Raw genomic sequence first — 13419 nt, 5'->3', positions numbered from 1 at the left:
TTCTCAGGCTTGCACGAGTGGCTTTATTTGTAATCTCTCGGATCAACGCCCCACTTTTTGAGTCGAGACGCCAAGGTTGTGGGCTTCAACCCCAGCAATCGCGCAGCACCACCCTCGCCGGAGACTTTCCCCGCTGTTCGTTTGAGCACAGAGATCGCATTCAGCTTCATCTGCCGCTCCCAGTCTTTGTCGGCAGTCGGCTCAGGCTCGCATTGTGCAATTGAAGATACTGGGCCACTGGACGGAGCGCTTGGCGCCAGAACCTCATGAAAGCTCACGCGACCGTCTCGGGAGACTATGGTCTGTCGCTCAATCACATTTTGAAGCTCGCGAATGTTGCCTGGCCAGGTGTACTGCTGAAGCACCGCGACTTGGGTCAGCGACATGCGAATGCCCGGTTTGTTGAACGCCAGGCTAGCCCTTTCAAGAAAATGGCTGGCGAGCAACGGAATGTCCTCAAGTCGCTCCCGCAACGGCACCGAGCGTATAGGGAACACATTCAAACGGAAGTATAAATCTTCCCGGAACGCCCCTCGGGCGACCATATCGCGCAGGTCACGGTTCGTTGCGGCGATAACTCGCACATCAACGGCCCTGGTGCGATTGTCGCCTACAGGCTCAAACTGGCGATCCTGTAGAACACGGAGCAACTTGCTTTGTAACTCCAGCGGAATCTCTCCCACCTCATCGAGAAACAAGGTTCCGCCGTCTGCCAATTCAAAGCGACCCACTCGGTTGCTGACCGCTCCGGTGAAGGCCCCTTTGAGGTGGCCGAAGAACTCGCTCTCGAACAATTCACGGGGCACCGCGGCGCAATTGACCCGAATCAGAGGGCGGTCGCGCCGGGGGCTGCTGGCATGAATAGCGCGAGCCACAAGCTCTTTACCCGTGCCTGACTCGCCGGTGACCAACACGTTGGCGTCGGTAGCTGCGACCAGCTCGATCTGCTGTAACAGATGCTTGACCGCTGGGCTTTCGCCGACGATCTCGTGGTGATTGCCGTGAGCGTTGATTTCCTCCTGCAGGTATTGGTTTTCCATCTCCAGCCGAGTCTTCAACTGCTCTACTTCACTTAGCGCATCGCGCAGGCGCGCTTCAGTGCGTTGTCGTTCGCGGATGTCCCGAAAAAGCACCACCGCCCCCACCAGCCTTCCCATCTCGAAGATTGGAGTGCTGGTGTACTCGACGGCGATTGGTTCGCCGCTCTTGTGCCAGAACACCTCGTGGTCCACGCGATGAACTTGTCCATCGCTGAACGAAGCATGGATGGGGCACTGATTGACCTCGAACGCACGTCCGTCGCTATGGCTGTGGTGGAACAAATGGTGGGCATCCTGGCCAATCATGTCGACGGCACTCCACCCCAAGATACGCTCGGCGGCGGGGTTGATGAACGTGGTCTGGCCCCGGGTATCGAGCCCATAGATGCCCTCGCCAACTGCACCAAGAATCAGCCGGTTTTGCTGCTGGATGCGCTCGAACACCTGGCTGATCCGCTCCCACCCCACGTGGCCCAAACGGTGTTGCCGGCGCGCCTCAGCACGATTACGGCGCTGCTCCAGAAGATCCCGGCGCTGCACCGTCAGTACAATTTTCCCACCCTCAACCGCGCTAGCCGCAACCTCCACCGCTATTTGCCGCAGTTGCAGATCCACCAGCAGCAGGTCGTCCGACCACGCTTCGCCTTGAGTCAGTACCTCATCCGTAAAGCTCACCCACAGTGCGATTCCCCCTCGCAGAAAATGGCTAAAGGCATGACCGGGTAGCTCATTTACGGTGCAGCCCAGTAAATCAAGCGCGGCGTTGTTGGCTTGCAGTACCCGATCGTCTACCGGGTGGACTAACAGCATGGCAACGGCGGAGTCGGCCGCGAGTCCGAGGGCGACGGTGTCTGTCACTGATGCATATCCTTCAACCGTTTTTTACGAAATTTCGTAAACAATATTACGACAGTTCGTAATTCACGAAATTTCGTCAACCCAATTCGCTGTCAATAAAAAAATAAACTAATAAAATCAGATAGTTAAAAAATAATGGAGGTTGGCACATCTCTCGCTATGGGTTTGTTCACTTTAAACCAACCTGCGGGAGCAGAAATAATGGACAAACTTGAAATGCATCACCTGATCATGGCCGCGAAAGCACGCAAGGGCCTGAGCTGGGATGATCTTGCCAACGCAGTGGGCAAGGCCCCGGTATGGCTTGCATCGGTCTGCTACGGCATGAACAGCGCGCCGCTGGAAGTGGCAACGCATCTTTGCGAGGTATTGGAGCTGGATGATCAAGTCGCCACCACCTTAACCGCTTTCCCAGTCAAGGGCTGGGACAAGTCCATCCCTCAAGACCCGCTGATCTATCGACTGTACGAAGTCGTGGGCGTCTATGGCCCGACCCTGAAAGACGTGATCCAGGAAAAATTTGGCGACGGCATCATGAGTGCCATCGACTTTTCCATGCATGTCGAGCGAATCGAAGATCCCAAAGGCGACCGGGTTCTGTTGACCCTCAATGGCAAGTTCTTGCCATACCGTTCCTGGTAAACCCATCCAACCCTCGGCATCCCTCCGGGGGTGCCGCCTATTACCCGCAGTTGAGGGAGCCGCCATGTCTTATCTGCTACCCACCGATTTTGTCACCAAGATGCTCGATGCCGGCGCATCAAAGGTCCACATGTCCACTCGCGACACGCTGATCCGCAGCTACATGGCCGGGGCAATTCTGGCCCTGGCAGCCGTCTTCGCAGTGACCATCGCAGTGCAGACAGGCTCAGCCCTGCTAGGCGCAGTCCTGTTTCCGGTTGGTTTTTCAATGCTCTACCTTATGGGCTTCGACCTGCTCACTGGGGTCTTCATGCTCACCCCGCTGGCATTACTGGACAAACGTCCCGGTGTCACCGTTAGGGGAATTCTGCGCAACTGGGGCCTGGTGTTCGTCGGCAACTTCGCCGGCGCCCTTACGGTCGCCTGCATGATGGCCTTCGTCTTTACCTATGGCTTCCATGCTTCCCCCGGTGCCGTGGGAGAGAAAATTGCCAGCATCGGTGAGGCCCGCACCTTGGGTTACGAGCAATACGGGCTGGCAGGCTGGCTGACGATCTTCCTGCGTGGCGTACTGTGCAACTGGATGGTGTCGATGGGCGTGGTCGGCGCGATGATCTCCACCTCTGTGAGCGGCAAGGTGATCGCCATGTGGATGCCGATCATGCTGTTTTTCTTCATGGGCTTCGAGCACTCGGTCGTGAATATGTTCCTGTTCCCTTCCGCAATGATCATGGGCGGCGATTTCTCGCTCATGGACTACCTGGTATGGAACGAAATCCCTACTGTACTGGGCAACCTGGTGGGCGGCCTGGCCTTTACAGGCCTGACGCTGTACGGCACCCACATCCGTACGGCCTCGAAGAAAGTTACCAGCGCAACAGCCTGCTGAAGCGATAAAGAAGGCAGGCAGCCTCAGTCGCCGCCTGTCTCACTTCAGGTTTTGCTTTGCACTGCTATAACCCGAACATCGTTTACATTTCAGATCGGTGCCATGGCTTACAGACCAACGCTGGATTTCCCCTGACAAGCTGTTGCGAATTTACTTACAGTGAAATACTGTATGCACATACAGCAAAACAAGGAAACTCCTGTGTCCAGCATCGCCTCCGCCAGCCCGAGCAGCTATGAACAGCTGGGTGTACGCATCCAGAAGATCATCAACAGCCCCACCGCCCAGCGCAGCCGTGCGGCGCTGATCTTCCGCCTGGAACAGGAAAGCCCGGATGACTGGGAGACCCTGCTTCAGGAGATCGCAGAAAACGACAACGTCACCCTCGCCCATCGCGACGATGGCGGTGTGCAGATTTTCTGGACTGTACCGAAGGAAGATTGACTGCGCATGAGAGTTTCGCTTTTCGCAGCAGCTTGCCTGTTACTGACCACTCCGCTTGTTCAAGCCGACGCCCCGCGCACCTTCCAGGAGGCCAAGAAGGTCGCCTGGAAGCTCTATGCGCCGCAATCGACCGAGTTCTATTGCGGCTGTAAATACAAAGGCAACAAGGTCGACCTGGCATCTTGCGGCTATGCCCCACGCAAGAATGCCCAGCGGGCGTCGCGCATCGAGTGGGAGCACATCGTACCTGCCTGGCAGATCGGCCATCAGCGCCAGTGTTGGCAGAGCGGCGGGCGCAAGCAGTGCTCGCAGCATGACGAAGTGTACAAACGCGCCGAAGCCGACCTGCACAACCTGGTGCCAAGCATCGGCGAGGTCAACGGCGACCGCAGCAACTTCAGCTTCGGCTGGCTACCAGAACAACGCGGCCAGTATGGCCGCTGCCTGACCCAGGTCGACTTCAAGGCCAAGAAGGTAATGCCGCGGCCGTCGATCCGCGGCATGATCGCCCGCACCTACTTCTACATGAGTAAGCAGTACAACCTGCGCCTGTCCAAACAGGACCGCCAGCTGTTCGAAGCCTGGAACAAGACCTACCCGCCGCAAGCCTGGGAGCAGCAACGCAACCAACAGGTAGCCTGCGTGATGGGGCGGGGAAACGAGTTCGTGGGGCCAGTCAACCTCAAGGCGTGCGGTTGATCCTCAGGCCAGCGCTTGTAAATAGGCACTGGCCTGCCGGTAACGGGCCAGCCGCGCCAGGTCGGCGGGACCCGGGCAAGGGATGCGCGAGAGGTCGCTGTTGTCGGCCAGATCGGCCAGCTTGACGGTGCGCGCCAACGGGTCTTCTCCCAGGCGCACCACGAAATCCTGGTAAGGCTCACCTTCGCGGCGGCTAAGCGCCAGCAGCGCAGCCAGGATCTTCAGCGCGAAGCCCTCACGCGCCAGGTCGGACAGGGTCAGTGGGGTGTCTTCGATCACATCGTGAAGCACCGCCACTATCCGCTGCTCAGGTGTGGAAACCCGCATCATCACGCGTAACGGGTGGAGGATATAAGCCACCCCACCCTTATCGTATTGCCCTTCATGCGCCCTGGCGGCCACGGCAATGGCCCGTTCCAGTGTAGACATGAGGCCCTCCCCGTTTGGCATCTCCCAACTCAAGCATAGCCAAACTTGTGTGAACAGCGCCTGACACAAGCCTTGGCTTCGGCGCCACTGTACTGGCTTAGGCTCTGTACGATAAGCCTTGATACTTGTTCATGCTGCGTTGAAAACAGCCTCGGATGCTCATGTACTCAAGTACACTCCGCTTCCCCAGCTGTTTTCGCCTTGCCTGACCTGCGTCTCAAGACTTTTCGAACAGACCCTAGCGTGCTGCGCCGTGCTGGATGACCACCGAATCGGTACCTAGCTTGGCCATGACTTCATCCCTGCGCGCCTGCGCTTCTTCACGGGTGGGGAACGGCCCCAGCAGCACCACCGGCTTGCCGTCGCGGTACTCCACCGAAGAGGGGATGCCCTTCTCGATCAGGCGCGCCGTCATGTCGCTGAGCGCGCCCATGTTGGCGCCCTGCACCACTTCCACGTCCCAACCCTGTGGCGCCGGCTGGTCTGCCAGCGCCTCGGCACGGCGCTGCAGGTCGGCCCCACCGCAGAGCTCACGGATACGCAGGTTGTTGCCGGTATCGTCGACGATGATGTCGTATTGGCCATCGCGCTTGATCGCCACGTAGCTGCGGTAGGCTTCGTACTGCCCGGCATCGTCCTTGCCGCGGACCTGACCGCAGATGGTGCCCTGGGTGTCGATCCGCACGTTGCCGAACTTGGCGGTCTTGGGGTTGTGCAGGTGTTCGGCCACCTGCTTGTGCACGCCTTCGACCTCGTTCTCACAGCCCGCCAGGGCGAGCACTGCCATTACCACAGCCAGTTTGCGCACGCGTGTACCTCCAGATTCGAAGGGGCGGATTCTAGCACGCCGGGGTATGCCCGAACCGCGACCAAACGTTACACGCTGCTTCGGGGGCAAATGCAAAAAGGGCGATCATTTCTGATCGCCCTTTTTCGATTTGGTAGGCACAATTGGACTCGAACCAACGACCCCCACCATGTCAAGGTGGTGCTCTAACCAACTGAGCTATGTGCCTGTCGTGTGGTGCGCATATTAGTGGTCCGATGCGTACCTGTAAAGCTTTTTTTTGAGAAAAATCAAAAACTTTCGAATGCAAGCGCTTCGCGTCCAGACCGCGGTTTTCCCGCACACGCGGCAATGGACAATGAAAAAAGGGGTGACCCTTTCGGATCACCCCTCTTTCGATTTGGTAGGCACAATTGGACTCGAACCAACGACCCCCACCATGTCAAGGTGGTGCTCTAACCAACTGAGCTATGTGCCTGTCGTGTGGTGCGCATTCTACGCATTACAAAAACCCTGTCAACACTTTTTTTCGCGCTAACCTACTGAATCTTAAACTCTTTATAGAGAGGCTGGCTGAGGGGGGCCCGTAAAGGATTTTCACCAGACGACTAGCGGGTGTTTATTATTATTGATAGCATCGGTACATTCGTTAAAAATATAAAACACGAGGTTCCTGCAGCATGGCTAACACCCCCTACCCCCAGTCCTACTACGCCGCCTCGGCCAACCCGGTGCCGCCACGTCCGGCGCTGCAGGGTGAGGTGGAAACCGATGTGTGCATCATCGGTGCTGGCTACACCGGCCTGTCCAGCGCCCTGTTCCTTCTGGAGAACGGCTTCAAGGTGAGCATCGTCGAAGCGGCCAAGGTCGGCTTCGGCGCATCGGGCCGCAACGGCGGCCAGATCGTCAACAGCTACAGCCGCGACATTGACGTCATCGAGCGCACCGTTGGCCCCAAGCAGGCACAGCTGCTGGGCCACATGGCCTTCGAGGGCGGGCGCATCATTCGTGAACGCGTAGCCAAGTACAACATTCAGTGCGACCTGAAAGATGGTGGCGTATTCGCCGCCCTTACCAGCAAGCAGATGGGCCACCTGGAATCGCAAAAGCGCCTGTGGGAACGCTTTGGCCATAATCAGCTGGAGCTGATGGACCAGAAGCGCATCCGCGAGGTGGTTGCCTGCGACAGCTACATCGGCGGCATGCTCGACATGAGCGGCGGCCACATCCACCCGCTGAACCTGGCCCTGGGCGAAGCTGCCGCGGTCGAGTCGCTGGGTGGCATCATCTATGAGCAAACCCCGGCCGTGCGCATCGAACGTGGTGCCAACCCGGTGGTGCATACCCCGCAGGGCAAGGTCCGCGCCAAGTTCATCATCGTTGCCGGCAACGCCTACCTGGGCAACCTGGTACCCGAGCTGGCCGCCAAGTCCATGCCATGCGGCACGCAGGTGATCACCACCGAGCCACTGGGCGAAGAACTGGCACGCACCCTACTGCCGCAGGACTACTGCGTCGAGGACTGCAACTACCTGCTCGACTACTACCGCCTGACCAGCGACAAGCGCCTGATTTTCGGTGGCGGCGTGGTGTACGGCGCGCGTGACCCGGCCAACATCGAGGCGATCATCCGCCCGAAAATGCTCAAAGCCTTCCCGCAGCTGAAGAACGTGAAGATCGACTACGCCTGGACCGGCAACTTCCTGCTGACCTTGTCGCGCCTGCCACAGGTTGGCCGGATCGGCGACAACATCTACTACTCGCAGGGTTGCTCGGGCCACGGCGTGACCTATACCCACTTGGCGGGCAAGGTGCTGGCCGAGGCCCTGCGCGGCCAGGCAGAGCGTTTCGACGCCTTTGCCGGCCTGCCGCACTACCCGTTCCCGGGTGGCCAGATGCTGCGTGTCCCCTTCAGCGCCATCGGTGCCTGGTACTACAGCCTGCGCGATCGCCTGGGCTTCTGATTCAGGCAGGCCTGGCCTCTTCGCAGGCAAACCTGCGCCCACACGGAGTGTGCAATTAGCACAAATCCTGTGGACGCGGGCTTGCCGGCGAAGAGGCCGGCACTGGCAACGCTATCTGTTCAGGCTATTGACCGCCTGCTTCGCCGCACTCTCTTGCCCCGCCTTGGCCAACTCATCCGCAGCGTGCAACCAACGCTGGCGATCAACCTGGGCCGGCAGTTGCCGAGGTGGCTGCACCAGCACCGCCCAACTCCCCTGCTTCTCCCATGCCGATGCAAATTCATCGAATGCCATCACCTGTCGCCGGTGCATGCCCGAGCGCAGCAGCACCCGCTGCTTGTAACGGTCATACCCCATCAACACCGCATAGCGCGGCTCGCTCCACCAGGCCGAACCTTCCTCGTAACGCAGCAGTACCGGGTTGCCCGCCGCCACCTGGGTCAGCAGCGCGTCCAGTTGCTTGTCCAGCGGGTACACCACCCTACCGTAATCCCGTGCCACACGGGGAATAGCGGTATCCAGCGTTTCGGCACCCTGAGGCAGGTTGAGCGGCTTATCCAGCAAGCCCGGCGTAATAGGCGCCCCCTGCTGCGACAGCACTGCCGCCAGCGCCATGGCCCCGCTGTGGTTGGCGTTGCCACGGTAGAACGGCACGCTGCTGATCTCGACTCGCTGCGGCAGGCCTTTGAGGTTGCCGGGCGGTGCGCTGGCGCAGCCGGCCAGGGTGGCAGCCAGCAGACAGGCAGCCAGTAGCCGCCGGGGGGCAGCCTTGAAGGAATGTTGCTCCATGGACACTCGCTTGTTCCAACGCCAGGCAGGCAGCGCCCGGCTCTGGCCACCGATCATAGGTCCGACAGCGGCGCGGGTATAGTCCGACAGCGCCTTGGAGCGAATCGGCCCTAGAGATAGACCATTGTTCGATGGAACGTCACAGACGAAGGGCTAGACTAAAGCAGTGTCTGGAAGGTAAACGCGGCCCAATCAAGCGCTTGCCGCAAAGATGGAGGCACAGATGAGCCTGACCATGGCAATTCTCATGCTGGTAGGTATGTGGCTGAGCGTCGCAGCCGCCATGCTGTGGGGTGTACTGCGTATCGTGCGGCGTCATGCGCACCACCTGCCACCGCAGGCACCCGCCAAGCCACAGCCAGTAAGACGGCCGCGGCGGCATGCCGGGGTGAGCTAACCTCAGGATTTCCCGAAGCCCACTGACTGACAAGCCCGCTGCACAGGTATTCGCGTTGCCAGTGCCACGCGAATACCTGTGCAGCGGGCTTGTCCGCAAGAGGGGCGCGAAGCGCCCTTTTTTACATCAACCTTCAGCCGCCTCACGCTTCAAACGCGCTCGGCGGGCCAGGATGTTGAGGACCTCGATAGCCGTCGAGAACGCCATGGCCGCATATACATAGCCCTTGGGTACATGGGCGCCAAAGCCTTCGGCGATCAGCGTCATGCCGATCATGATGAGGAAGCCCAGCGCCAGCATGACCACGGTCGGGTTGTCGTTGATGAAATTGGCCAGCGGGTCGGCAGCCACCATCATCACGATCACAGCCGTGATAACGGCGATAATCATGATGGGCAGGTGCTCGGTCATGCCCACGGCGGTGATGATACTGTCGACCGAGAAGACGATGTCCAGCAGCAGGATCTGGAAGATCGCCGCAGCAAAGCCCAGGGTAACCGTGGAGGAGACTTTGGCTTCCTCCTTGGCGCCATGCGGGTCGACGTTTTCGTGAATTTCCTTGGTCGCCTTCCACAGCAGGAACAGACCACCGGCAATCAGGATCACATCCTTCCACGAGAAGGCGTTGCCGAACACTTCGAACACCGGGTCGGTCAACTGGACGATCCAGGCCACGGTGCTGAGCAAGGCCAGCCGCATGACCAAGGCCATGCTGATACCGATACGCCGCGCCTTGGAGCGGTACTCCACCGGCAATTTGTTGGTCAGGATCGAGATGAAGATCAGGTTGTCGATGCCCAGTACAACTTCCATGGCCACCAGCGTAGCCAGGGCAACCCAGGCGGTAGGGCTAGCGGCGAGTTCCAGCAAATATTCCATTGTTCAAATCCTGCAGCAGCGGTTGGGGTCAGATTTCCTGGGTTTCTTCTTTCTTCTCGGCATCCTTGGGCTTCTGCCCTTCGCCGCCGATGGCTTCGCTCAGCGCCTGCTGGGCAGCCTTGTTGGTGTCGTCGATGGCTTGTTTGGCCGACTGCGCGGCCTGGTCGAGCATCTGCTGGGCGGATTTCTCGGCCTGGTCGCAGCCTGCCAGGGTGAACAGGGCCAAAGCCAGCACCAATGGGGTGCCAATGGATTTGAGTTGCAGCATGGTGTCCTCGCTTGAAATAACCCGGCGGCGCATGGCGCCTGATAGCCGTGCATTCTAGAGACGGCAATAGTTCAGGAAAATTCGTATTTTCATGGCATATACTTCGGTTTTTACGAATCGGAACGACCGACGGTGCTTAATTATCGCCAGCTGCATTACTTCTGGGCCGTGGCCAAGACGGGCAGCATCACCCGCGCCAGCCAACAGCTGAACCTTACACCACAAACCATTAGCGGGCAGATCACCCTGTTCGAGCAAACCTACGGCCTGGAACTGTTCCAGCGCGCCGGCCGGCAGCTGGAACTGACAGAAACCGGCCGTCAGGCCCTGGTGTATGCAGAGCAGATGTTTCAGATCGGCAGCGAGCTTGAAGCCATGCTGCGTGCCGGCCCTCAAGAGCAGATCCTGTTCCGTGTGGGGGTGGCTGACGTGGTGCCCAAATCCATTGTCTACCGCCTGCTGGCACCGACCATGGACCTGGAGGAGGTGCTGCGCATCAACTGCCGCGAAGACAAACTTGAGCGGTTACTGGCAGACCTGGCTATTCAACGCCTGGACCTGGTGATTTCCGACAGCCCCATGCCTAACCACCTGGACATCAAGTGCTACAGCCAAAAGCTGGGCGAGTGCGGGCTGAGCTTCTTCGCCACCCCGGCGCTGGCACAACGGCTTGAAGGTCCTTTTCCAGCTTGCCTGCAGGATGCTCCGCTGCTGGTTCCCGGCCAGGAGACCGTGGTACGCAGCCGCCTGCTGCGGTGGCTGGGCGAGCAGCAGGTGCAGCCACGGATCGTGGGGGAGTTCGATGACAGTGCCTTGATGCAAGCGTTCGGGCAGTCGGGCAGCGGCATTTTCGTTGCGCCCAGCGTAATCGCCGAGGAGGTGTGCCGTCAGTATGGCGTGCAACTGATCGGGCAGACCGAGGCCGTGCACGAGTCGTTCTATGCCATTTCGGTGGAGCGCAAGGTCAAGCACCCAGGGATCGTGGCGATTACCGAGGGGGCCCGGCGGGAGTTGTTTCACTGGTAGCCGCAAAAGCCTGATTGACAAAGAACACGGCCCGACATGCGCTATAGGTGCTCTATGGTAAAGTCCGCCCTTTCCAGATTCCGAGATACCGCTGCACATGACCCCTTTTCTCCGCTTCCTCAACCGCACCAGCCTGGTGACTCAGATCGTCATCGGCCTGCTCGCCGGCATCGCCCTCGCCCTGCTGGCACCTGCCATCGCCCGCGACCTGGCCTTTCTTGGCAAGGTGTTTGTCAGCGCCCTGAAGGCGGTTGCGCCCGTGCTGGTGTTCATCCTGGTCATGGCTTCGGTCGCCAACCATCGTCACGGCCAGGAAACCCACATTCGCCCGATCCTCTGGCTGTACCTGCTGGGCACCTTTGCCGCTGCAGTGGTGGCCGTGGTTGCCAGCATGCTGTTCCCCTCGCACCTGGCGCTAAGCACCAGCGAGGCCACGCTGAGCGCGCCAGGCGGCATCACCGAGGTGCTGCAGAACCTGCTGCTGAGTGCGGTAGACAACCCGGTCAATGCCCTGCTCAATGCCAACTTCATCGGCGTGCTGACGTGGGCCATCGGGTTGGGTGTGGCCCTGCGCCACGCCGGCGAAACCACCCGTACCGTGGTCGAAGACCTGTCCACGGGTGTAACCCTGATCGTGCGCGTGGTCATCCGCTTCGCCCCGCTGGGCATCTTTGGCCTGGTCAGTTCCACCCTGGCCCAGTCGGGCCTGGACGCGCTGCTTGGCTACCTGCACCTGCTGGCGGTACTGATCGGCTGCATGCTGTTCGTGGCGCTGGTGATGAACCCACTGATCGTGTTCTGGAAGATTCGCCGCAACCCCTACCCGCTGACGCTGCTGTGCCTGCGCGAAAGCGGCATTACTGCGTTCTTCACCCGCAGCTCGGCCGCCAACATCCCGGTGAACCTGGCGTTGTCGGAACGCCTTGGCCTGCATGAAGACACCTACTCGGTGTCGATCCCGCTGGGCGCGACCATCAACATGGCCGGTGCGGCGATCACCATTACCGTGCTGACCCTGGCCGCAGTGCATACCCTGGGTATCCAGGTGGACCTGCCGACTGCCGTGCTGCTCAGCGTGGTGGCGGCAGTGTGCGCCTGCGGCGCCTCGGGCGTGGCCGGGGGTTCGCTGCTGCTGATTCCGCTGGCATGCAGCCTGTTTGGCATCCCAAGCGAAATTGCCATGCAGGTGGTTGCGGTGGGCTTCATCATCGGCGTGTTGCAGGATTCGGCCGAAACGGCGCTGAATTCTTCGACCGATGTGCTGTTCACTGCCGCGGCATGTCAGGCTCAAGAGCAGCGCCACGGCTAAGAGGGCCGGGGCCGCTTTGCGGCCCCAATTGCCTTACGCGATGGCATTACCTACCCTAGTGGCCTTTCCCCAGCCACGAGACAGGGCCATGTCAGAACACGAAACCGCAGGTGAAGGCCGCTTCAACAGCATCGAGATCCGCGTTCTCGGCTCGCTGATCGAAAAGCAGGCCACCAGCCCGGAAAGCTACCCGCTGACCCTCAATGCCCTGGTCCTGGCCTGCAACCAGAAGACCAGCCGCGAGCCGGTGATGAACCTCACCCAAGGCCAGGTCGGCCAAGCCTTGCGCGCCCTCGAAGGTCAGGGCATGACCCGCCTGCAGATGGGCAGCCGTGCCGACCGCTGGGAACATCGGGTAGACAAGGCACTGGAGCTGGTGCCAGCGCAGTTGGTGCTGATGGGCCTGATGTTCCTGCGAGGCCCGCAAACCCTCAACGAACTGATGACCCGTAGCAACCGCCTGCACGACTTTGACGACACCGAGCAGATCCAGCATCAGCTGGAGCGCCTGATCACGCGGGACCTGGCCTTGCACCTGCCACGCCAGGCCGGCCAGCGTGAAGACCGCTACACCCATGCCTTGGGCGACCCGGCGGAAATCGAGGCGATTCTCGCTGCACGGCAGCAGGAAGGCGGCGTGCGCACCAGTGGCGGCAGTGTGTCAGAAGAACGCATCGAGGCCCTCGAAGCCCGCATTACGGCGCTGGAAGCACGCCTGGCCGAGCTGGAAGGCTGAGCCGTCACGGCTCGGGGTCAGGGAAATTGCGGCAGCTCTTGCGCTCGGCCAGCTCCCGGTCAGTGGGGCGCTGGTCGACGAACACAGCGCGACCGTCGGCGTAGATTTCCAGGTAGCCCCAGTGCAGGTCCTGCTCTTGCTGCCCGGGCTTTGGGGGGACTAGCCACCAGGGTTCGCGGCTGATCAGGGTCATGGGTGTGATTCCTGAGAGGTCTGCAGTAAGCATAGACACCTTCAGGTCCTGCTTTGCTTGCACCGGCCCT

16 protein-coding genes and 2 tRNA genes are annotated in these 13419 nt (G+C 60.2%); 9 read left to right on the top strand and 9 right to left on the bottom strand.

From position 1 onward, the window contains the following. Positions 1-23: 23 nt before the first annotated feature. Positions 24-1898: a sigma 54-interacting transcriptional regulator gene (locus ACF8FG_RS04745; protein WP_392518620.1), complete on the bottom strand. Its 1875-nt coding sequence runs from the start codon at positions 1896-1898 to the stop codon at positions 24-26. A gap of 201 nt (positions 1899-2099) precedes the next feature. On the opposite strand from ACF8FG_RS04745, the gene cynS reads away from it, so the two are divergent. The 4 genes from cynS (at position 2100) to ACF8FG_RS04725 (ending at position 4572) form a co-directional block, all read left to right on the top strand. Next, positions 2100-2540, top strand: coding sequence for a cyanase (cynS, locus tag ACF8FG_RS04740; RefSeq protein WP_014591564.1), 441 nt, complete (start codon positions 2100-2102; stop codon positions 2538-2540). A gap of 64 nt (positions 2541-2604) precedes the next feature. Then, the gene (locus ACF8FG_RS04735) at positions 2605-3429 is read left to right on the top strand and encodes a formate/nitrite transporter family protein (protein ID WP_134698337.1); all 825 of its coding nucleotides are present in this window, start codon (positions 2605-2607) and stop codon (positions 3427-3429) included. A gap of 201 nt (positions 3430-3630) precedes the next feature. After that, positions 3631-3873 carry a DUF1654 domain-containing protein gene (locus tag ACF8FG_RS04730; protein ID WP_019438780.1) on the top strand — a complete coding sequence of 81 codons (243 nt, stop codon included), beginning with the start codon at positions 3631-3633 and terminating at the stop codon, positions 3871-3873. 6 nt (positions 3874-3879) lie between these two features. Beyond that, a complete protein-coding gene (locus ACF8FG_RS04725) occupies positions 3880-4572 on the top strand; it encodes an endonuclease (protein WP_019438779.1) in 693 nt (230 codons plus the stop codon). 3 nt (positions 4573-4575) lie between these two features. On the opposite strand, the gene ACF8FG_RS04720 is transcribed toward ACF8FG_RS04725, so the two are convergent. The 4 genes from ACF8FG_RS04720 to ACF8FG_RS04705 all read right to left on the bottom strand — a co-directional run bounded on the left by ACF8FG_RS04720 (position 4576) and on the right by ACF8FG_RS04705 (position 6266). Beyond that, positions 4576-5001: a bifunctional (p)ppGpp synthetase/guanosine-3',5'-bis(diphosphate) 3'-pyrophosphohydrolase gene (locus ACF8FG_RS04720; RefSeq protein ID WP_119713483.1), complete on the bottom strand. Its 426-nt coding sequence runs from the start codon at positions 4999-5001 to the stop codon at positions 4576-4578. A 238-nt stretch (positions 5002-5239) separates the two neighbouring features. Then, on the bottom strand, positions 5240-5809 hold the full coding sequence (locus ACF8FG_RS04715; RefSeq protein ID WP_014591568.1) for an SPOR domain-containing protein: 570 nt from the start codon (positions 5807-5809) through the stop codon (positions 5240-5242). A gap of 131 nt (positions 5810-5940) precedes the next feature. Next, positions 5941-6017, bottom strand: a tRNA-Val gene (locus tag ACF8FG_RS04710). 172 nt (positions 6018-6189) lie between these two features. Then, positions 6190-6266 (bottom strand) — tRNA-Val (locus ACF8FG_RS04705). A 202-nt stretch (positions 6267-6468) separates the two neighbouring features. On the opposite strand from ACF8FG_RS04705, the gene ACF8FG_RS04700 reads away from it, so the two are divergent. Continuing rightward, positions 6469-7752: an FAD-binding oxidoreductase gene (locus ACF8FG_RS04700; RefSeq protein WP_003250557.1), complete on the top strand. Its 1284-nt coding sequence runs from the start codon at positions 6469-6471 to the stop codon at positions 7750-7752. A 111-nt stretch (positions 7753-7863) separates the two neighbouring features. On the opposite strand, the gene ACF8FG_RS04695 is transcribed toward ACF8FG_RS04700, so the two are convergent. Beyond that, positions 7864-8598, bottom strand: a complete 735-nt coding sequence (locus ACF8FG_RS04695; RefSeq protein WP_014591569.1) for a peptidase C39 family protein — start codon at positions 8596-8598, stop codon at positions 7864-7866. A gap of 166 nt (positions 8599-8764) precedes the next feature. On the opposite strand from ACF8FG_RS04695, the gene ACF8FG_RS04690 reads away from it, so the two are divergent. Then, positions 8765-8938, top strand: a complete 174-nt coding sequence (locus ACF8FG_RS04690) for a hypothetical protein (RefSeq protein WP_003250553.1) — start codon at positions 8765-8767, stop codon at positions 8936-8938. A gap of 126 nt (positions 8939-9064) precedes the next feature. Here ACF8FG_RS04690 and ACF8FG_RS04685 read toward each other — a convergent pair whose 3' ends face one another. Both ACF8FG_RS04685 and ACF8FG_RS04680 read right to left on the bottom strand, forming a co-directional pair. After that, a complete protein-coding gene (locus ACF8FG_RS04685) occupies positions 9065-9817 on the bottom strand; it encodes a TerC family protein (protein WP_003250551.1) in 753 nt (250 codons plus the stop codon). A gap of 28 nt (positions 9818-9845) precedes the next feature. Further along, entirely contained in the window at positions 9846-10085 is a 240-nt protein-coding gene (locus ACF8FG_RS04680) for a hypothetical protein (RefSeq protein WP_003250549.1), read from the bottom strand. Positions 10086-10217: 132 nt separating this feature from the next. On the opposite strand from ACF8FG_RS04680, the gene nhaR reads away from it, so the two are divergent. From nhaR to ACF8FG_RS04665, 3 genes are all read left to right on the top strand, one after another. Further along, a complete protein-coding gene (gene nhaR / locus ACF8FG_RS04675) occupies positions 10218-11111 on the top strand; it encodes a transcriptional activator NhaR (RefSeq protein ID WP_003250547.1) in 894 nt (297 codons plus the stop codon). A gap of 97 nt (positions 11112-11208) precedes the next feature. Further along, positions 11209-12420, top strand: coding sequence for a serine/threonine transporter SstT (gene sstT, locus ACF8FG_RS04670; protein WP_119713482.1), 1212 nt, complete (start codon positions 11209-11211; stop codon positions 12418-12420). A gap of 88 nt (positions 12421-12508) precedes the next feature. Then, on the top strand, positions 12509-13156 hold the full coding sequence (locus ACF8FG_RS04665; RefSeq protein ID WP_392518619.1) for a YceH family protein: 648 nt from the start codon (positions 12509-12511) through the stop codon (positions 13154-13156). A 4-nt stretch (positions 13157-13160) separates the two neighbouring features. On the opposite strand, the gene ACF8FG_RS04660 is transcribed toward ACF8FG_RS04665, so the two are convergent. Further along, positions 13161-13349 carry a hypothetical protein gene (locus tag ACF8FG_RS04660; RefSeq protein ID WP_003250541.1) on the bottom strand — a complete coding sequence of 63 codons (189 nt, stop codon included), beginning with the start codon at positions 13347-13349 and terminating at the stop codon, positions 13161-13163. Positions 13350-13419 lie beyond the last annotated feature (70 nt).

It is taken from the genome of Pseudomonas sp. YQ_6 (genome assembly GCF_043103245.1).
Lineage (GTDB): Bacteria > Pseudomonadota > Gammaproteobacteria > Pseudomonadales > Pseudomonadaceae > Aquipseudomonas > Aquipseudomonas alloputida.
This window is presented reverse-complemented; position numbering and strand designations above follow the sequence as displayed.